General features: G+C 40.3%; 16 protein-coding genes. 11 read left to right on the top strand and 5 right to left on the bottom strand.

What is annotated here, in order from left to right; genetic code table 11:
* A partial coding sequence (locus AC33VI_RS16855; protein WP_491783422.1) for a methyl-accepting chemotaxis protein occupies positions 1-1,143 on the top strand: 1,143 nt, incomplete at its 5' end.
* 83 nt (positions 1,144-1,226) lie between these two features.
* Positions 1,227-4,358 carry a hybrid sensor histidine kinase/response regulator gene (locus tag AC33VI_RS16850; protein ID WP_491783421.1) on the top strand — a complete coding sequence of 1,044 codons (3,132 nt, stop codon included), beginning with the start codon at positions 1,227-1,229 and terminating at the stop codon, positions 4,356-4,358.
* A 44-nt stretch (positions 4,359-4,402) separates the two neighbouring features.
* On the opposite strand, the gene hisG is transcribed toward AC33VI_RS16850, so the two are convergent.
* Positions 4,403-5,029: an ATP phosphoribosyltransferase gene (gene hisG, locus AC33VI_RS16845; RefSeq protein WP_491783420.1), complete on the bottom strand. Its 627-nt coding sequence runs from the start codon at positions 5,027-5,029 to the stop codon at positions 4,403-4,405.
* Between the two features lie 235 nt (positions 5,030-5,264).
* Between hisG and AC33VI_RS16840 the strand changes: the two genes are divergently transcribed.
* The gene (locus AC33VI_RS16840; protein ID WP_491783419.1) at positions 5,265-5,738 is read left to right on the top strand and encodes a GNAT family N-acetyltransferase; all 474 of its coding nucleotides are present in this window, start codon (positions 5,265-5,267) and stop codon (positions 5,736-5,738) included.
* 69 nt (positions 5,739-5,807) lie between these two features.
* Here the strand turns inward: AC33VI_RS16840 and fabG are convergent, their stop codons facing one another.
* The gene (gene fabG, locus AC33VI_RS16835; RefSeq protein WP_491783418.1) at positions 5,808-6,572 is read right to left on the bottom strand and encodes a 3-oxoacyl-[acyl-carrier-protein] reductase; all 765 of its coding nucleotides are present in this window, start codon (positions 6,570-6,572) and stop codon (positions 5,808-5,810) included.
* A 166-nt stretch (positions 6,573-6,738) separates the two neighbouring features.
* Between fabG and trxA the strand changes: the two genes are divergently transcribed.
* Together trxA and AC33VI_RS16825 are read left to right on the top strand one after the other, a co-directional pair.
* Positions 6,739-7,056 carry a thioredoxin gene (trxA, locus tag AC33VI_RS16830; protein ID WP_491783417.1) on the top strand — a complete coding sequence of 106 codons (318 nt, stop codon included), beginning with the start codon at positions 6,739-6,741 and terminating at the stop codon, positions 7,054-7,056.
* A gap of 210 nt (positions 7,057-7,266) precedes the next feature.
* The gene (locus AC33VI_RS16825) at positions 7,267-8,535 is read left to right on the top strand and encodes a right-handed parallel beta-helix repeat-containing protein (protein ID WP_491783416.1); all 1,269 of its coding nucleotides are present in this window, start codon (positions 7,267-7,269) and stop codon (positions 8,533-8,535) included.
* Positions 8,536-8,871: 336 nt separating this feature from the next.
* Here AC33VI_RS16825 and AC33VI_RS16820 read toward each other — a convergent pair whose 3' ends face one another.
* The gene (locus AC33VI_RS16820; protein ID WP_491783415.1) at positions 8,872-9,078 is read right to left on the bottom strand and encodes a hypothetical protein; all 207 of its coding nucleotides are present in this window, start codon (positions 9,076-9,078) and stop codon (positions 8,872-8,874) included.
* 78 nt (positions 9,079-9,156) lie between these two features.
* On the opposite strand from AC33VI_RS16820, the gene AC33VI_RS16815 reads away from it, so the two are divergent.
* Both AC33VI_RS16815 and AC33VI_RS16810 read left to right on the top strand, forming a co-directional pair.
* Complete coding sequence (locus AC33VI_RS16815) at positions 9,157-9,816, top strand: sigma-70 family RNA polymerase sigma factor (RefSeq protein ID WP_491783414.1); 660 nt, start codon at positions 9,157-9,159, stop codon at positions 9,814-9,816.
* 3 nt (positions 9,817-9,819) lie between these two features.
* A complete protein-coding gene (locus tag AC33VI_RS16810) occupies positions 9,820-10,908 on the top strand; it encodes a DUF1822 family protein (RefSeq protein WP_491783413.1) in 1,089 nt (362 codons plus the stop codon).
* Positions 10,909-10,937: 29 nt separating this feature from the next.
* Here AC33VI_RS16810 and AC33VI_RS16805 read toward each other — a convergent pair whose 3' ends face one another.
* The gene (locus AC33VI_RS16805; protein WP_491783412.1) at positions 10,938-11,078 is read right to left on the bottom strand and encodes a hypothetical protein; all 141 of its coding nucleotides are present in this window, start codon (positions 11,076-11,078) and stop codon (positions 10,938-10,940) included.
* On the opposite strand from AC33VI_RS16805, the gene AC33VI_RS16800 reads away from it, so the two are divergent.
* From AC33VI_RS16800 to AC33VI_RS16785, 4 genes are all read left to right on the top strand, one after another.
* Entirely contained in the window at positions 11,077-13,431 is a 2,355-nt protein-coding gene (locus AC33VI_RS16800; RefSeq protein WP_491783411.1) for a CHASE2 domain-containing protein, read from the top strand. The two genes, AC33VI_RS16805 and AC33VI_RS16800, sit on opposite strands and share 2 nt — an antisense overlap.
* Entirely contained in the window at positions 13,424-14,203 is a 780-nt protein-coding gene (locus tag AC33VI_RS16795) for a DUF928 domain-containing protein (protein ID WP_491783410.1), read from the top strand. Before AC33VI_RS16800 ends, AC33VI_RS16795 begins: the two co-directional genes overlap by 8 nt.
* Positions 14,204-14,394: 191 nt before the next feature.
* Entirely contained in the window at positions 14,395-16,212 is a 1,818-nt protein-coding gene (locus tag AC33VI_RS16790; protein ID WP_491783409.1) for a ShlB/FhaC/HecB family hemolysin secretion/activation protein, read from the top strand.
* Complete coding sequence (locus AC33VI_RS16785) at positions 16,164-18,905, top strand: CHAT domain-containing protein (protein WP_491783408.1); 2,742 nt, start codon at positions 16,164-16,166, stop codon at positions 18,903-18,905. The genes AC33VI_RS16790 and AC33VI_RS16785 overlap by 49 nt, the downstream gene beginning before the upstream one ends.
* A 297-nt stretch (positions 18,906-19,202) precedes the next feature.
* On the opposite strand, the gene AC33VI_RS16780 is transcribed toward AC33VI_RS16785, so the two are convergent.
* A partial coding sequence (locus AC33VI_RS16780) for an ATP-dependent Clp protease proteolytic subunit (protein ID WP_491783407.1) occupies positions 19,203-19,570 on the bottom strand: 368 nt, incomplete at its 5' end.

Raw genomic sequence — 19,570 nt, 5'->3', positions numbered from 1 at the left:
GGACAAGGCAATTTTGACGTTCGAGTGCCAATTTTGGGCAAAGATGAAATCGCCGATTTAGGAATTAACATCAATAAAATGGCGGGTCAAATTCAAGATTTACTTCATACCCAAGAAGCAGAAGCTAAACGCCAGCGTCAAGAAAAAGAAAAACTACAACATGGAGTTATGGGCTTACTGTTGGATGTAGAAGGTGCCAAAAAAGGTGATTTAACCGTACGAGCCGAAATGACTGATGGTGCGGTAGGATCGATCGCCGATGCGTTTAATTCTACCCTGAGAAAACTTCAAGTGTTGTTACAAGAAGTGCAAAATGTTTCGGGGGAAGTAAGTCAACTCTCTTTAGCAGGAGAAGATTCCGTCAGACAGCTTTCAGAATCTGCTCTAACCCAAGCAGGAGAGATCGAACGAGCCTTGATTGGTATCGATGAAATCAATCAATCGGTAAAAACGATTGCCGACTACGCCCAAGAAGCAGCAAAAATCGCCCGAAATGGTTCGATTCAAGCTAAAGAAGGAGATTTAGCGATGGATGCAACGGTAAACAGTATTGAAAAAATTCGTACTACTGTTGCCACTACTGCCAAAAAAGTTAAACAACTCGCCGAATCCTCCCAAGAAATTGCCCAAATTGTTGAAATTATCTCTGGTATTTCTGAAAAAACCAACCTCTTAGCTTTTAATGCTTCTGTAGAGGCAGCAAGGGCAGGAGAACATGGAGAAGGATTCCGAGTGGTAGCAGAAGAAGTACGTCGCTTGGCAGATCGAATCACTGAAGCAACCAAAGATATTCAACAGCTAGTGGAAGCGATTCAGCAAGATACCACTTCAGTATTAGATGGGATGGAAATTAGTACTTCAGAAGTTGTCAACGGTAGCGAATTAATTAAGATGACCAAACTCAATCTGCAAAGCTTGGCGCAAACTAGTCAGCAAATTGACGAATATCTCAAATCAATCTCTACCAACACTATCGAGCAAACCGATAACTCCAAACAGGTTAACGAAAAAATTAACGGTATTGCTTTAGTAGCAAAAACTACTTCCGATGAAGCCCAAAACGTGGTGCAATCGTTACGAATTTTGGTGAAAGAAGCCGAACATCTTCAAGAATCCGTATCGCAATTTAAGCTTTCTGGCTAATTTAAAGATATTAACGATCGATTTGTTGTCATTAATTTTTTATCTTCCTCACTAATCTTTATTAAGACCTAGTCCGATCAAATATGAGTTCTCAGTTAGATCCTGCAATTCTCGCTGCCATTACCGCCGAAGCACGTCAGTGTTTTTTAGATGAAGATGCTCCTGAATATCTTCATCTACTAGAAACGGGTATTGCAGATCGTAGCAAACCAGATTTCACGGCTTTATTAAGAGCAGCCCACTCTCTTAAAGGAGGTGCGGGTTTAGCATCCCTGAGTAGCTTGCAAAATTTGGCACATAAATTGGAAGACGCGATCTTAGGAGTTCAGGAAGGAAAAATTGCGGAGGTAGAACTAGCCTGGGTATTAATTGAAAAAAGTATCGATGAAGTTGGCTATGTCCTCAGTCAAGCTCGCCATATAGACGATGCAGCAGCAAATCCTGAATTAATCGTTGCTTTAGAGTCTTTAGTAAGATCTAATTCTACTCAAACTGAAACTGAGTCTACCAGCAACACTGAAGCTCAAAGTAGTTCCCATGCTTTAATTTACAATACTCTAACAGTCGATCTAGAAGATAGTTTTGTCGCTCTTGAAGAATTAGAATTAGATACTCCTGAAGAGGTAATCGAGCCAATATTATCAGGATTTGTCGATGAATGTCTCTTTTTGGCTGAAACTCTTAATTTACCTTGGTTAGCAGCAGCCATAACTCCTATTACCCAAAGTTTGGCAGAATCGGACGCAGTAGAAGCTTTACTGGTAACTCAAGAAATAGTAGGAAGTTTGCGAATTGAAATTGCTAACTACTTAAATAATATTAATGTCAGTCAAGAATCTTCAACCAATACAGTCTTAGATAAAGATAATTATGAATTAATCGCCAATGGCTTAAATCAAGACCTAGAAGAATTGTGTCAAGCGATCGCTGACTTAGGAATGGAAACTCCAGAAGAAGTAATTCAGGAAGCTTTAACTGGCTTTATCGATGAATGTACTTTCTTGGGGGAAACATTAGAATTACCTTGGTTGAGCGAAATAGTATCTCCGATTGAAAGTTTTTTAACTGAAGTCGAACCTTTAGAAGCTCTTTTAACCGTACAAGAATTAGTCCACGAGATTCGCCAACAAAAAGACTTGTATTTAGCTAATTTAGAAAGTACAGACGATAAAGAGGAAATGGCGATCTTGGTTGCCGAAGAATTTGAAACATCTCTGTATGAATATGAAGAGGGAGAACTAGAGGAAGGAGGATTTTTTGATTTTGGCGAAGATGAAGCAGAAGCGACTCTCTCAACAGTAATGTTTGCTCCTCCACAAGTATCTCAAGAAAAAATTATTGCCAAGGTAGCGGAAGAATCCCAAAAAGTTATTGTCGATCGCGTCAAAATTCCTTTGGAGCGATTGCAAGATATGACTCACAATGTAGAAGATTTGATTTTGACCTACTCTCGGTTTGGCAGCCAACAACAACTATTAAATCAAGCCAATCGTCGTTTGCGCTCTTTAGTTCGTCAGTTTGAACCAATTCGAGAACAAATTCAAAATTTATACGACCAACTAGCCATTAGTTCTAGCGATTTGGCTCAAAAAGCTCAGGAAGTTGGTTATGATTCTTCTGAACCAGATGATAATTTTGATTCATTAGAAATGGATCGCTATACAGAGTTGCATACTAGCTTGCAATCTTTTCAAGAACTGATGATCCAAGTTCAGGAAGCCCGTACGGATATTGATTTTGTTGATCGAGAATTAGCCGAAGATATCGAACAAACCCAGAAAAAGCTCAACACTCTATATTCTGATGTTACTAATTCTCGCTTAGTTTCTTTTGATCTGCTGGCAAAACGTTTTGTGCCTCAAATTAAAGGTTTAAGTCAAAGATTTGATAAGTTAGTCGAGCTGAAAATTGAAGGTAAGAATACTCCTGTGGATCAGATCTTGCTAGAGCAACTACAAACTCCCCTAACTCACTTGCTCAATAACGCCTTCGATCATGGCATAGAATCGAAATACGAGCGTTTGGCTAGTGGCAAACCCGAAACCGCCACTATTTGTTTGACTTCTAAATTAGAAAAAAATAATTTGATAATTACGATCGAGGATGATGGTGGGGGAATCAACCGAGAAAAGGTTTATAAACGAGCCGTTGAGAGAGGAATTTGTCCTCCCCAGAAATCCATTCAAGATTTTTCCCCCGAAGAAATTCTTAACTGGATCTTTGAACCAGATTTTTCCACCGCAGCCAAAGTGAGCGATATTTCAGGTCGCGGTATGGGTTTGGATATCGTACTAAATTTAATTCGCCAGCTTAAAGGACAGTTGTTGGTTCAAACCGATCTTGGCTTGGGTACTACTTTTGCGATCGTCCTTCCTGTAAATCTCAGCTTACAATCTTTATTACTGGTGCAATTGCAAAATCGTTTGGTAGCTATTCCGCACACTAGCATTAGGGAGATCCTACCCTATAGAGATTTATATTTTACCAATCGGCAGAAAAACCAGATCAACTGGCAAGGAAGAATTATTTCTTTAGCTGCTGCATCGAATTTATTCCCCTGTCCCAAACAACCTTTGAACTACAGTCAAGGCAAAGTGGGGATAGTCCTCGAAACTGCTTTTCAACCCGTGGTAATTTTGGTTGATGCTATTGTCAGAGAAGAAAAATTAATTGTTAAACCTTTTGATGAAACTATTCCCATTCCAGCTTATTTAGCAGGTTGTACGGTTTTAGGTTCGGGAGAATTATTACCCGTGCTTTTTCCTCAAGGATTAGAAAAAGAGAGCATTTCCGTAGCTTCTTTTAAAGACAGCGTGGCAACCATTACTAGTAGTACCTCTACAATTTTGATTGCAGAAGATTCTGTGGCTACTAGAAAAATGCTCGATAAAATATTGACTTCCATTGGTTACGAAGTTCTTGTCTGTCGCGACGGACAAGAGGCTCTAGAACAAATCGAACAATATAAAGGCAAAATCAATCTAATTCTTTCAGATATAGAAATGCCTAGATTGAATGGTTTTGAGCTTTTAGAAAAAATTAGAGCCAAACCTGCATTCAAGAATACACCAATCGTGATGGCGACATCTCGCACGGGAGATCGCCATAAAGAAGAAGCCAAAAGACTCGGCGCAACCGATTATTTGGGCAAACCAGTTCAGCCCCAACAACTGATCGATACTATTTCTCGACTACTTAACTCTAAAAGTAGTTAGTAGTTAATTACCATTTCTAGAGTGACACACCACACAAACTAGAATTAAGATCTTAATTTGGCGACCAAGTCGTTAATATTATCTCGATTAAGACGATAGCTTAGAGGATGGGCGATCAAGCGAGCAGTGCTTTCATAAAGAATATCCGTTTCAATTAAACCATTTTCCTTGAGAGTTTTCCCTGTAGAAACCAAATCGACGATCGCTTCGGACATTCCCGTAATTGGCCCTAATTCCACCGATCCAGATAGGGGTACGATTTCTACAGGTAAATCGATGCTATCAAAATGATCTTTGGCGCAGTTAACAAATTTAGACGCAACTCTGCCATGAGGGGGTAATTCTACAGATCTTTTGTAAGGGCTATTTTTGGGTACTGCTACGGATAAACGACAGTAACCAAATTCTAAATCGACTAAATTAGCTACTTCTGGTTTCTTCTCTCGCAACACATCATAACCGACCACTCCTAATTGAGCCTGACCGTATTCGACATAGACGGGGACATCTTGCGCTCTAACTAATAAAGCTCTTGCAGTGTTGGTCGGATCGTTGATTTGTAGTTGACGATTTGATTGATCGAGAAAAGCACTAAAATCTAGACCTAGATTGCCGAATAGTTCGATAGTGTCTTTCAAAAGTGCTCCTTTAGGTAAAGCGATAGTAATCATTTTGTTGGTAGTTGATGTTAATAGTCGAACAATAGAAATCAGAAAAATGTCAGGATACAAAGATAAATAACCTAGATGTTTAGCCAAAAAACTGCAAATATAACTGTAAAATTTAGAGACGTTTAGCGTCGATCGCCAGTGTTATCGATCGCACTAGCAAAAGTTAAATTAAGTTAATTTTAAGCTAAAGAGTAATTCTCATTTTTATTAGATAGTCAGAGGAGAGATTAACGCAATGGATTGCAGTCATATTCAATTTTGTGCCGATAAATCACAAGTAGATGTTCAGCAGCTACAATGCCTGTTCGTTAAAACTGCTTTTTGGGCGCGAGAGCGAAATATCGACGACTTAGAAATTGCGATCGCCCATAGTAATCCTGTGGTTACAGTCTGGGATGAGAAGCATCTGATTGGTTTTGCTAGAGCTACTTCTGATGGAGTTTACCGCGCTGCTATTTGGGATGTAGTTATCGATCCAGACTATCAAGGCGTGGGTTTGGGACGAAAGTTAGTTCAAACTGTCCTATCCCATCCCTTAGTAAGTAAAGTAGAAAGAGTCTATTTAACTACCACCCATCAACAAAGCTTTTATGAAAGAATTGGGTTTAAGCGGAACGAAACCAGCACAATGGTACTCTTCAATCATCCAGAATCTGCCGAAGACTTAGCCCGACGTATCCAACAAATTCCTGTAACAATGGAAAATTAGGAGTTGGCAATAGACGATTATTTCAAAACTAGCTAATAGTTATAAGCAGAAAAATTGTCAATAACAATTTTATGCCATTACCATTCCACCATCGACGTTAAATACTTGTCCAGTAATGTAGGCTGCTGCGGGATCTGCTGCTAAAAAGCGAATCGTACCAGCAACCTCTTCAGGCTTACCATAACGACCGAGAGGAATAAATTTAATAATGTCGTCCGACTTAAGATCTTCGGTCATATCGGTGGTAATAAATCCTGGGGCGACTGCATTAACAGTTACTCCACGATTCGCCAATTCTTTAGCAACGGTTTTAGTAAAGCCGATTACTCCAGCTTTAGCTGCACTGTAGTTGGCTTGTCCAGGGTTACCCATTTGTCCAGCTACCGAGGCAATATTGATAATTCTGCCACTGCGCTGCTTTAACATAGTTTTGCTAACTGCTTTGGTACACAAAAAAACACCAGTTAGGTTGAGATCGATCACTGCTTGCCATTGTTCGGGTTTCATTCTTAGCAAAAGAGTATCTTTAGTAATACCTGCATTATTGACCAAAACATCAATACTTCCGAATTTATCTAGAGTAGTTTTAATTAAACTATCTACCTGTTCTACTTGAGAAACATCTGCTTGTACGGCGACGGCTTCCCCCCCTGCAGTAATAATTTCTTGCACTGTAGCTTCTGCTGCATCCCTAGAACGGGCGTAATTAACCACCACTTTTGCCCCTTGGGTTGCTAAAGCTATTGCTGCTGCTTTGCCAATGCCTCTCGATGCACCCGTAACCACGGCTACTTTGTCTTTTAAATGTTGCAAGTTTGCAGGTAATAATTCCATAACCAACTCTTCCTTTTGCCTATCTTAAGAAACTAAAGAGAATTACAACGATCTCTTATTAACTTAGCTATCATATAGGCTAAATAGTCCCTAAGACTAATTTTCTCTTGGCAACCTAATTATTTACACCTTAGAAGCCCTCCACAAGGGAGGATAAGCCCTGGCTATGGCAGTTAAAAAACAGTTTTCCAGTTTTGAAGATTTACTTGAAAGCACCAAAGTTCCTGTTTTAGTAGACTTTTATGCTACTTGGTGTGGTCCTTGTCAAATGATGACTCCTATTTTAGAACAGGTAGGAGCTAATTTACGCGATCGCCTTCAGGTTGTTAAGATCGATACTGAAAAGTATCCCAACCTAGCTGCGAAATATCAGATTGAAGCTTTACCTACTTTGATTCTATTTAAAAACGGTCAACCAGCCGAAAAGATCGAAGGATTTCACCAAGCACCACAACTGATTCAACATTTAAACGCTCTAGTTTGAAATTTAATTAAATATTTTTTTCCTGGAAGTCGAAACAATCCAGATACCATCAACATATTTTCAACTCAATGCAATAAGTCTTAATTATTAACAATATTGAGCATATAAAAAATAATGTAAAGTCGAACAAATAAATATCAAAAAGACGTGACTTTTTTGCTTGAAATGAGAACATGAACCTGACAAACTTAAAGTCTTGGTTAAAGATTCATGAAATCAAAATATTTAGTCTCCCTGCTAACTATAGTGGCTGGACTTTCTCTGTCTACTCAAGCAGCAATGGCAGATGTGGTAGTTAAATGGAAATCAGGCGACAATGCTGCCAACATTCAAAAGGCGATCGATTCTGGAGATAAAACCATTATCATTCCTAAGGCAGCAAAACCTTGGATAATAGGTCAGAAAATTTTTGCTAAACAACCCAATCAAAAAATCATCTTCAAATCAGGGGTTGTCCTAGAAGCTAAAAAAGGAGCTTTTAAAGGGACAACCGACAATATGATTACGGTGTTGGCTGACAATGTAACTCTTTCTGGTTATGGAGCCACCATCAAAATGCGTAAGTCTGACTATCAGAACTCCAATCTTTATCAGCCTTCGCAATTTCGCCACATCATAGTTTTGAAAGGTGCAAGAAATGTTACTGTCGAAGGATTGAGTCTGGAAAATTCAGGAGGCGATGGAATTATTGTGGCTCACGGTTTGAGCGAAGGAAATAAAGCCCCTGCAAAAAAATTCTCTTCAGGAGTAATACGAGATGTAGTTGCGAAGAACAATCATCGACAAGGACTCACTATTACAAGCGCGAAAGACCTTTTAGTACAAAACAGTACTTTTGAAGGTACTAGCGGGACTAAACCTTCTGCAGGTATTGATATTGAGCCAGATTATGATTGGCAAAAATTATCTAACATTAGATTGAAAAATAATAAATTTTTGAACAATCAACGGAATGGCATTCAAGTAGGATTGCTCAGATATCGAGGATCTAATGTTTCTGACATCAGTATTACTTTTGACGGTTGCACTTCTAGAGGCAATAAAGAAGATGGAATTTCCATTAATGCTCACGACCCCAAATTCACCGACGGTCCTAAAGGTTTTATCACGATTAAAAACTGTAAGATTGCTAATTCAGGACAACACGGAATTTCTGTCAAATCCGATCACAAAAATCCCAGTAAAACTTTCGATCTTAACTTTGAAAACATAACATTAAACAACACAGCAACTACGTCTGGTAACTATTATCCTGTGAGCCTTCTCAATACTAATACACCTGGAGTATCTTGCAATATAGATTTTGGCAAAAATTTCTCGATTACAGATAATAAAAAACGCCCTGGGTTGTGGGTTAGCAATCCAGCTAAAAATGAAGGACTAACTAACATACATGGTGTTGTTAAAGTTAATAACAGTAATAAGTTAGAAACAGATCTAGGTAATAAGTTAACCAATGTTAGCTTGAAAGTTAACTAAAAAGTAACTTCAAAATAAGGCGGGAATTACCCGCCTAGAAGAAAATCTATTTCAATTAAACCAACGTCCGTCCGCAACTGAAATAGACCGTTATTCTAATAAAAAATATATTGGCTTTCTCGAATCGGAAATAGAACGGGCATTAGACTATCAAACTGCCAATATTCTGATCTTACATGACTGGGTCAAAGATATTATTTCTCCAGATGCCCTAGCATTATTTCAAAAAAGATATTCTAATGCCAGATACGATGAAATTGGCAATGAATAGGCTAGATTGCTCGTTGCTAATCGACCCAAATTAGTGCTTTGCGGTCACTTACATTTTAAATATCGTTATGCTTTAACTACTGCTGGCGATCGCTTTCTTTGGACATATTGATCGATTCTGATAGTATCTGATTTACCTACACTACAGCAATTAGGCAATCTCGAACGCCAAGAGTTTATTCTCCATCGATTAAATAATTTAGGCATACCACCAGAGAAAATACTGTCCCATAAAAGCGATCGCAATCTAGAATGAGAGATAAATTTAATCAAGTAAAACTACTTGAACTGCGAAAAAAATTTCAATTCAAGGTGATAAATAAGTAGAGAAGAAGATAATGAAAAAAAATTATGAGTCGGACACCAAATAATCAATTTGACCGACAATTAGCAAAGGCGATCTCCGAAACTTGTCAGCATCCTCCTGGTAGTTTGCAACGCAACAGTGGTTTGACCAAACTGATTCAAACCATAATTAGATCGGGAAAGCTTTGGCATTCCTACGATAGTTTTTATGAAGATGCTCTACAACAAACTTGGCTCTACCTTTGTCGCAATCTTTGTGAAGCAAATACTGGCAAACAATACGACCCCGAAAGAAGTCAGGTAATTACTTGGCTCAACAGCTATCTTAAATATAGATTGCTTTCTTTCCAACAAGAAATAAAACAAAAACAACAGCGAGAAGTTGCTATCCCGAAGATTGCAGAAGAACGAGGAGAAGATCCAATTCAACAACTTCCCGCACCCCCTCAAACTCCACCAATTTTTGAACTAACCCTTGATTGGGTAAAAAACGACCCCGATGACGAATTAAGTTCGGTTCATATTAAAAATCGTGCGGATATTACTTGTCAAGTCCTCATTCTGCGACGCTTACCACCACCAACAGATTGGAAGACTCTAGAAGCAGAATTAAACTGTTCTTACTCAACCCTAGCCAACTTCTATCAGCGACAATGTCGTCCTCGGTTGCGTCAATTTGCTCTCGATCGAGGATTTTTGAACTAAATTTTGAACACAAAGGAAGGTGCGATCGTGATGCTACAACAAAATTCTTTAGAAATACCGATTACAACGAAGGCTTTGACAACTGCCAATAAATTTGCTTCTCAACAACCCCACGAAGGACAACAAGAACAAGTGCGCCTTAATACTTTGGCGGTTTGGGCTGTAAGGGATTATTTAGAGCTAATGAACATAGAAACCGAGCTAGATCGTAGCGATAGCTGGAATCCCGTAGTGCGCTTGTGTGAAGATGTGGCGGACTTGATGGTAAAAGGATTGGGAAAGCTCGAATGTCGTCCTCTATTACCAGATAGAGTAAAAGATCGGTTTTGCCTTCTACCACCAGAAGTATGCTGCGATCGCATTGGCTATATAGTAGTGAAAATAGATATAGAGCAAAAAAAAGCCACCTTATTGGGTTTTACTCCCACAGCTAACCACGATCGATTGCTATTAAATAAGTTGCAACCTCTTACTGACTTACTCAAACATTTAGAATTTTTAAGTCAACCCCAAGTCCAATTAAGCCATTGGTTCGATAATATTATTTCTCCAGGGTGGCAAAAAATAGAAACAATTTTTCCCACCGAATCAAAATCCACTGTTAATCCTGAATTAAGAGAGAGATCGCCTAATTTACCTGGATGGTTAGAACACATGGCAGATCGCAGCCAGGAAATTTGGTTGGGTTTATCGGGAGCAAGAGACATAGAACTACAAAGCGCGGGGGCTTTTCGCAGTTTAACTAAAGTTCATAGTTTGTTGCCTGAGTGCGAACTAATGCGAGCTAAGTTAATCGATTTAGGAGTACAACTAGGTTCGCAAACTGTGGTTTTACTCTTGGCTTTGACTCAAGAGTCCGATCACAAACTACGTCTCGTGGTTCAAATGTATCCCCAAGTTGGAGAAGATTATTTACCAGCTAATCTTAGATTAGCTTTACTGGCTGAATCGGGAGATATGCTTCAGTCAGTTACCGCCAGAACTCAGGATAGAGGGGTACAACTAAAACCGTTTAAAATTTTGCGAAATACTAACTTTCAGCTACAGATAACCCTCGACGATCTGAGCTTAACAGAAACTTTTAGTTTTTAACACGATGTTCCATGGTAGTAGAAACTAATTTATCTCCCACAGATGCGGCGAACCGAATCGCCTCGCCTTTCTCCTAGTCCCCCAGTCCCCCCATTCGTCCCGTCAGGGCGGGATAATACCCCCCAGTCAACCAAAGCTATCTCATTTTGATGCAACGTTTTTAATTTCATGACCAAACTCGTTATTCTCAATTTCGGCACGGGAAATTTACAGTCGGGTTTTCCAACTATTACTATGCAGTTGGGAAAGACGGGAAATCTTTGGATGCAGACAACGGGAAGCTTGCCATCCGCCCCAGAACTACTAGAACTTTATCGTTCCTGGCAGGTATTATATAAAGCGATTAATTACTACAGCGATCGCACTAGGTCGATTGAGATTGAAGAATCTGGCGTTACCCATTTTTCTGAAGATGAATATAGTAGTGTTTGTCAGAAATTAGACCGCAGTCTCAATCATTGGTTGAGTAATTTAGGATTTAACAATATAGAACAGCAGCTAAGAACGCAACTTAACGCTCAAGATTCCATTAGAGTCGTCGTTCAAAGTAGCGATCGCGATATTTGGCAATTACCTTGGCATCGCTGGCAGTTGGTGAAAAAGGATTATCCCCAAGCAGAGGTGATTCTAAGCGTTGCGGAATATCCACCACCCCTAATTAAATCGGCTATAAAACCAGAAAAAATTAGAATTTTGGCGATTCTGGGTAATAGTAAGGGAATTAGAGTGCAAGAAGATGAAAAATTCCTCAGAAAGCTGCCCAATGTGGAATTACTGCTATTAGAACAACCAGAAAGACAAGAATTAAACGATCGCCTTTGGGAAAGGGGTTGGGATATTCTTTTCTTTGCAGGACACAGCCAAAGCGAAGATGACGGGCAGACAGGCAGAATTTATATTAATCAAAATACTGAAAATAATAGCTTGACCATGGGGGAGTTGGAAGAAGCTCTCCAGCAAGCAGTAGTAAAAGGATTGCAGTTAGCTATTTTTAATTCTTGTGATGGTTTGGGTTTAGTGCGAGAACTAGCAGCCAAGGCAGTTCCCCTGCCAGTGGCAATCGTAATGCGAGAACCAGTAGCGGATCGGGTAGCACAGTGGTTTTTAAAGTACTTTTTGCGTGCTTTTGCTGCCGGAGAAGACTTACAGCTAGCAGTCAGACAGGCGAGAGAACAACTTAGAGGAATAGAAGGAAAATTTCCCACAGCCAGTTGGTTACCAGTAATTTGCCAACATCCAGCTATCGAGCCTCCTAGTTGGCAACAACTCCATCGTGTAGAAAAAACAACTCAAAAAAGATCGATTTCTCCTCTGACTATTGGTTTCCTGAGTACGATTTTTCTAGTCGGAATGCGAATGCTGGGTATTTTCCAAGGATGGGAATTAAGCGCTTTCGACTTTCTGCTACAGATGCGTCCCAATGAAGAACCAGACTCCAGAATTTTGATGGTTATCGCCACCCCAGAAGATATTGCCCAACAGACAGTCAAGTCTACAGGTAAAGCTTCCCTATCAGATGATACTCTAGCTCTACTGTTGGAAAAACTTCAAGCATACGAACCTACAACTATCGGTTTGGATATCTATCGTGATTTCCCCGTTGCCAAGGCTAATTCAGAACTAATCCCCTATCTCAAACAAAATAACCTGTTTGGAGTCTGTAAAGTCAGATCCCCTGAAGATGGTGATAGGTTGGGGATTGCTCCCCCACCAGAAATTGCTCCAGAACAAATGAGTTTTGCCGATTTTGCGATCGATCCAGATCGAATTGTTCGTCGTCAGCTTTTAGCTATGGGTAGATCGCCCGATGCAACCGATCCTTGTACGGCAGTTAATAGCTTGAGTCTTTTGGTAGCACTGCATTATTTACAACGAACCCAAGGGGTTGAGTTTAATTATACTTCCCAAGGAGAATTAAACATTGGCGGAGTGGTTTTGAGAGAATTAGATAATTACTTTGGTAGCAATCGCAAGACGGATACTCGTGGACGACAAATACTCTTAAATTACCGTTCCCTCGATTCACCTTTAGAGATCGCCACCACCATTACGGTGGGAGACATCATTGAAGAGAGAATTTCCGACAATCTTTTACCCCAACTCAAAGGACGCATTATTTTAATTGGCATTGCCGCGCCTTTGGCAACTAGTAACGATTACTGGCTGATTCCCGATAGTGCGAATCAATCTATTGCGGAGAAACAAATACCAGGAGTATATATTCAAGCTCACGGAGTTAGTCAGTTAATTAGTGCTGTCTTAGATAAACGACCTTTACTATGGCTTTTACCCTGGTGGGGAGAAGTATTTTGGATTGGGGGGTGGTGTGCGATCGCAATCTTGCTAAATCGCTCTAATCAAAGCAAAACGGGAACTATTACTCTTATCCTCATAAGCTGTAATTTAGGAGTATGTTATCTCTTGTTTATTCAAGGTAGTTTAATGCCTTTAATTCCTTCAACTATGGCGATCGCCCTTGCCAGTTGTACTACTAAGATATCTGTTACGAAATCTTATGAATAGAACCATATTGAATCTTTTACTATTTAGCCTCATTAATTTAATAATCTTACCCAGGAGTCTCAGCGCACCAATCGCCGAATCTCAAGCAAGCAACCAAAAAACGCCAGCTAAATTCAAACAACCAGCCCCCCCACCAGATGCACCTAAAGTAGGACGAGGACAAGGAGGAGCGAGTCGGGGTATATGCCGTATTGCTAACTCCATCTCTGTCAATATAATTCCTTTAGTTCCTTCCAGTGGCTGGGGATTAACCGCTTCTGAATCGCCAACTCTATGGATGTATGTGGCATATTCAGATCGATGGCAGGGAGAAGCACCTCCAATGGCAGAATTATCGGTAGAAAATCGCCAAACCGACACCAAACTAGAACCTAAAACTTATCCCGTTGAGTTACCCAAAACTTCAGGCATTTTTAGTATCGATCTACCTCATAGTTTAGAATCGGAGCAATGGTATCGTTGGTATTTAGTTACTGACTGTCAAACAGCAGTTTCCTCAATGAATGATGTCTTACAAATTGAAGGATTTTTGCAACGACAAGAAGTGACTAATTTGATTCCTGATTCAAAACTTTTGAGTTCGGCAGAGCGAGTTGATTTTTATACCGAAAAGCAGATTTGGTACGATGCTTTCCATCAAGCAGTTTTACTTCATTGCAACGATCGCTCGGACAATGAGTTAAAAAATTACTGGCAAACTCTATTAAAAAGCGACGCAGTTAATCTAGAAAAGATTAGCGATCGCCTTATTTTTTGCCCCGATCTCCTTTAAAATAATGATTCATCTACCTTTAATTTTTTTCTGGCTTTCTCAATTTCAAATCGAAGACTTACTGAGCTTTTCACATGGGTAGACCACATAATTAAACTTTAAAAACTAAGAACTAAGAACTAAAAACTAAAAACTACGAACTAGTAAATTTTCCCAGAGAGCTATTCAACTGAAAACGGCTGTATGAAGTAATGTTTGGTTTGTCAAAAAATCAATGGAAATTTGTCGGACAGTCTAGCTCGCCATTTGCGATCTCGGTATTACTTATTAGTTGCTTTGGTCTAATTTCTCCTCATGCTGTAGCTCAGATCGCCCCAAGCATAGATTCAGATCCCCAAGAAATAGCTCCCCAAGATATCACCCCACCCAATCCAATTCCTTCCCTGCCTACAACTCCTCCCTCTCCCGCACCACCAGAAGAATTACTTCCCTCTCCTAAAACCTCAGAACAACTTCCAGACACAACTACCGAAGAAACTATTACTGTCACTGAGTTTATTTTCACTGGCAACACTGCTTTTAGTAAAGCCGAATTAGCCCCTCTGGTTGCTAATCTTACCGAGCGATCGCTACCTCTTTCCCGACTGTTACAAATTGCTAGTGATGTGGCTCAACTTTATGCTAATAATGGCTACTCTACTTCTGGTGCATTTATTTCAATTCCTCAAGAAACGCAACAAAAAAGACGGGGAATTGTGGAAATTCAAATTATTGAAGGAGAACTAGAAGAAATACAAATCTTTAATTCACCAAAAAGTTCTTCCCGCCTGAAACAAAATTATATTCGCGATCGCCTGAAATTAGCTACTGGCAAACCCTTAAACCTGAACCATCTGCAAGAAGCCCTACAACTTTTGCAAATCGATCCTTTAATCGACCGCATTTCAGCAACTCTAGCTGCTGGCTCGACTCCTGGGAGCAGTATTCTACAGGTTACCGTAACCGAAGCAGATACTTTTACCTCAGAAATTGTCTTAGCGAACGATCGCCCTCCTAGTGTGGGCAGTTTTCGCCGAAGTGCAAACATAACCGAAGCCAATCTCTTGGGTTGGGGAGATAAAATCGCCCTAGCTTATAACAATACCGATGGTAGTAATGAAATAGATGTGGCGTACCAAATTCCCTGGAATACCCGTAACGGGACTATTGGCTTTAGATACAATCGCAGTATCAACGAAATAATCGAGCCTCCCTTTGACGATTTAGATATTGACTCCAACTCCGACAGCTACGAAGTCAACCTGCGTCAGCCAGTTATGCAAAAGATCGCTCGCCAAAGTTATCGCGACTTTACCCTGGGTTTAACTACTTATCTTAAAGATAGCGAATCGACTATTGGGGATTTGCCTTCTCCCCTTGCTCCTGGTGCTAATGAAGCAGGAGCAACTCGCGTGTTTGCTCTGCGCTTCTTTCAGGAATACACCCAACGCAATGCGCGCTCTGTATTTGCCTTGCGATCGCAATTTAATTTTGGGCTGGATGCTTTAGACTCAACAATTAACCAACAAGTAGTCGGAGTAGAAAGAATTCCTGACAGTCGTTTTTTTGCTTGGCAATTTCAAGGGCAATATGTGTTGCTATTGGGCAGAGATAATTTATTCTTAATTCGTACTAACGGACAAATCGCCAACCAGAGGTTACTCTCTTCCGAACAGTTTGCTTTAGGAGGCGTAAATAGCGTGCGGGGATATCGCCAGAATCAACTTTTAACCGATAATGGCGTACTGCTTTCTGCTGAGTTACAGTTACCCATCTTCCGAGTTTTTAAAGATACGGGAGTGGTACAACTAATTCCTTTTATTGACTATGGCACAACTTGGAATAGTTCGGGAATAGCTAATCCCGAAAATCCCTCTCTTTCTTCAGTAGGATTAGGACTACAATGGCGACAGGGTAATAATTTTCAGGCTCGTTTAGATTGGGGAATTCCTTTATTAGATGTAGATTCGAGGGATAGAACATGGCAAGAAAATGGCATTCATCTTTCGATGAGGTGGGTTCTGTTTTAAACAGGTATGGTGTTTATCTCAGAAAACACTGCCAAAGATATCTGGTTTTGTTTCTGTTCAGTATCTTTCTGTTCCTAGGAATAGCACCAGTGCGATCGCAAGTATCTGTAGATAATCCCCGACAGTTAGTAGAACAGGCAGAAGTTAATTATCGGACAGGAGAGTTAGTTTTAGCAGCTAATTATTTGGAAAAAGCAGTTAAACTATTTGAAGCTCGTGAAGAATGGCAAAATGTCGCTATAACTTTAACTAATTTAGGTCGTTTACAATTAAATTTGGGCAAAGCAGAATTAGCTCTCTTAAGCTGGCAACAAGCGATTAAGATCTCTGAGCAGTTAAATGATGAGTCGGCGATAGTTCGCAATAGAATATACCAAGCCGAAGCTCTACAGCAACTAGGACTCTACGAACGCGCCTGTAGTTCTTTACAATCAGCCTTAGCCTTAGATGGTAATAGTTGTGGAAATTTAACCTTAAAAAATAAAATCGAGAATATTTCACCATTACAAATAACTGGCTGGCGCAGTCTTGGTAATGTTTTACGCTTGCTGGGTAAGTTAGACGAGTCGGAATTAGTTTTGCAAACCATAGCTAAAAATTCCTCCGATCCCGAACCAGCAACAACTAAAATTAGTCTGGCTAATACCCTCAGAAGCAGAGGTAATTTAATTCGCGATCGCCAATCCTCTCCTAAATACGACTATCTTCCTTGGCGTTGTCAAGGGAGCGCGCCCAATTCGAGTTTACCTCCAGAAGCACAAAATTTTTATCGCCAAGCACAACAACAATACTCAGATGCGATCGCTCTATCTAAGTCTAAAAATAACAAGATATCAGCCCAACTAAATCTTCTCGATCTAATTTTAAACACAAGCAATATTCAGCAACAAGCCTTAGCTAATAACTTAATCGCCCAAATCGATCTGGCTAACTTACCAATCGACAAAGCAAAAATTTATGCCGAAATTAACCTCGCAAAGAGTCAAGCTTGTCTGGCTCAATTACAAAATAACTCTCCTAACTGGCAACAGATCGAGCAAACTTTAATTCAAGCCCAACAAAATGCCCAAGCGATCGCCAATCCAGCTTTAGAATCTTATGTCTTGGGTAACTTAGGCGGATTTTATGAATATGGTGCTTGGTGGCTAGATGAGAGGGATAGTATAAACTCATTACAGATATGTCAAACAGCCCAAGATTGCCGTCAACAGGCGATCGCCTTAACATCCAACGCTCTATTGCTCGCTCAACCCGATAAATCCCCTCAGATTGCCTATCAATGGCAATGGCAGTTAGGTAGATTGTGGGCGAGTCAACAAGAGCGAAAACGAGCGATGCGACCCCGCGTCGCCGCCAGGCGCAAGGGAACGCGCATCAAGACAGCGATCGCTTTTTATCAACAAGCCAGCCAAACTTTAGAGTCTGTGCGTAGGGATTTAATTAACCTCAATTCCGATGTACAATTTTCTTTCCGCGATCGTGTCGAACCTTTATACCGTCAGCTAATCGATCTGCTCTTAACCGCAGAAGAGAATCCACTCACTAACACCGAAAATTTGACCACCCAAGCATTAAAAGTAATTGACTTTTTACGTCTGTCGGAATTAGAAAACTTCTTGCAATGTTCTTTAGCACCCGAAATACAGTTAGAAACAGTGGTAGGAGAAATAGATTCTCAAGCAGGATTTATCTATCCCCTGATTCTGGCAGATCGTTTAGAAATTATCTATAAGTTACCCCAACAACCCCTCGCCCATCGAGCCGTAGCCATCAATTCTACAGAAGTTGAAGCAACAATTGCCAAACTACAAAGCTATTTAAGACAATCTCGCTTTACCGAAGAAGTCAAACAAGAAGCTCAAAAAGTCTATCAATGGATTATTCAACCAATCGAAGCAGATTTAGCAAAATTGAAACAAAACGGTGAAGTAAACACCCTAGTTTTTGTTTTGGATGATACTTTGCGAGATATTCCTATTTCCGTACTTTATAACCAAGGTAAATATTTAATTGAAGACTATGCCCTGGCGGTAATTCCCAATCGACAGCTTTTCGATCCTCGACCCCGACAGCCACAAATCAACGTTCTAATGGCAGGAGTCAGCGAAGCACAAACAGTTGATGGTAGAGAATTTAGTCCACTACCCTATGTCTTGGAGGAACTTGCCGACATTCAGCAATTAACCAAGAACACCACCAAACCACTATTAAACCAGACCTTCACCGAGGAAATTCTAGAACAACAAATTGACTCTGCGGCTTTTCCCATCGTTCACATTGCCACCCACGGTGAGTTTAATTCCGATCCCGATGAGACTTATATCTTGGTCTGGGGAAAGCGGGTTAAAATCAGAGATTTCGATCGCCTGCTTAAGATCGATAATCCCGATCATTCTCAAGCGATCGAGTTACTAATTCTTAGTGCTTGCGAAACTGCTCAAGGCGATCGTCGCTCGGCGTTAGGATTGGCAGGAATAGCAGCCCAAGCGCGAGTACGGACTACCCTAGCTAGTTTGTGGAAAGTAAGCGATCGCGCTACTGCGGAATTTATGACTGAGTTCTATCAGAATTTGGAATCTGGAGCAACCATAGCCCAAGCCTTACAACAGACTCAACTTTATTTTTTAAACGACCCAGATTTGAGAAGACCTTATTTTTGGTCGCCTTTTGTCATCGTTGGCAATTGGTTGTAAATATTTTCGAGAAAAGTCTAGATCGAAAGAAATCTGTAGGACTACCGAAGATTTAATACCAATTCTCCAAATTATCGCTACAAATAGATAGCTTATTTCTTCTAGTCCCCCAGTCCCCCCATTCGAGGGTAAACCGTCAAGCGGGATAATATCCCCTAGTCCCCTAGTCTCCCAGCCCTAAAGTTATCTGTAGTCCCATCAAAGAGAAATGGTATAACGGTTATTTATCCGCCAAAAAAAGCGGGGAGAATTAGACAAATTCTCCCCAAAAAATAATCAGTTGATAGCTAACCCAAATTAGCCAATAGCTTCGGGTGGATTGCTAGCAGAAGGACTGCGCTCGATAGTGCGATCGATTAGACCATATTCTTTAGCTTCATCGGCAGACATAAAGAAATCTCTTTCCGTATCTTCTTCAATTTTAGATAAGGGCTGACCCGTATGATCTGCAAGATGTTGGTTGAGTTTTTGCTTGAGATATAAAATTTCTTTAGCTTGAATCTCAATATCTGTTGCTTGTCCTTGCGCCCCTCCCAGAGGTTGGTGAATCATAATTCGAGAGTTGGGCAAACTCATGCGCTTGCCTTTTGTCCCCGCACTGAGCAAAAATGCTCCCATACTGGCAGCCAAACCGATGCAGATCGTACAGACATCGGGGCGAATCT

The sequence above is a fragment of the Waterburya sp. genome, assembly GCF_058530065.1.
Note: the sequence above shows the minus strand (reverse complement) of the source record. Positions and strands in the feature narration are given on the sequence as shown.

What these genes read in the sequence shown, in the direction of transcription:
- AC33VI_RS16850 (WP_491783421.1), top strand. Translation starts at nt 1,227, where the DNA reads ATGAGTTCTCAGTTAGATCCTGCAATTCTCGCTGCCATTACCGCCGAA.
- hisG (WP_491783420.1), bottom strand. Translation starts at nt 5,029, where the DNA reads ATGATTACTATCGCTTTACCTAAAGGAGCACTTTTGAAAGACACTATC.
- AC33VI_RS16840 (WP_491783419.1), top strand. Translation starts at nt 5,265, where the DNA reads ATGGATTGCAGTCATATTCAATTTTGTGCCGATAAATCACAAGTAGAT.
- fabG (WP_491783418.1), bottom strand. Translation starts at nt 6,572, where the DNA reads ATGGAATTATTACCTGCAAACTTGCAACATTTAAAAGACAAAGTAGCC.
- trxA (WP_491783417.1), top strand. Translation starts at nt 6,739, where the DNA reads ATGGCAGTTAAAAAACAGTTTTCCAGTTTTGAAGATTTACTTGAAAGC.
- AC33VI_RS16825 (WP_491783416.1), top strand. Translation starts at nt 7,267, where the DNA reads ATGAAATCAAAATATTTAGTCTCCCTGCTAACTATAGTGGCTGGACTT.
- AC33VI_RS16815 (WP_491783414.1), top strand. Translation starts at nt 9,157, where the DNA reads ATGAGTCGGACACCAAATAATCAATTTGACCGACAATTAGCAAAGGCG.
- AC33VI_RS16800 (WP_491783411.1), top strand. Translation starts at nt 11,077, where the DNA reads ATGACCAAACTCGTTATTCTCAATTTCGGCACGGGAAATTTACAGTCG.
- AC33VI_RS16805 (WP_491783412.1), bottom strand. Translation starts at nt 11,078, where the DNA reads ATGAAATTAAAAACGTTGCATCAAAATGAGATAGCTTTGGTTGACTGG.
- AC33VI_RS16795 (WP_491783410.1), top strand. Translation starts at nt 13,424, where the DNA reads ATGAATAGAACCATATTGAATCTTTTACTATTTAGCCTCATTAATTTA.
- AC33VI_RS16790 (WP_491783409.1), top strand. Translation starts at nt 14,395, where the DNA reads ATGTTTGGTTTGTCAAAAAATCAATGGAAATTTGTCGGACAGTCTAGC.
- AC33VI_RS16785 (WP_491783408.1), top strand. Translation starts at nt 16,164, where the DNA reads ATGGCAAGAAAATGGCATTCATCTTTCGATGAGGTGGGTTCTGTTTTA.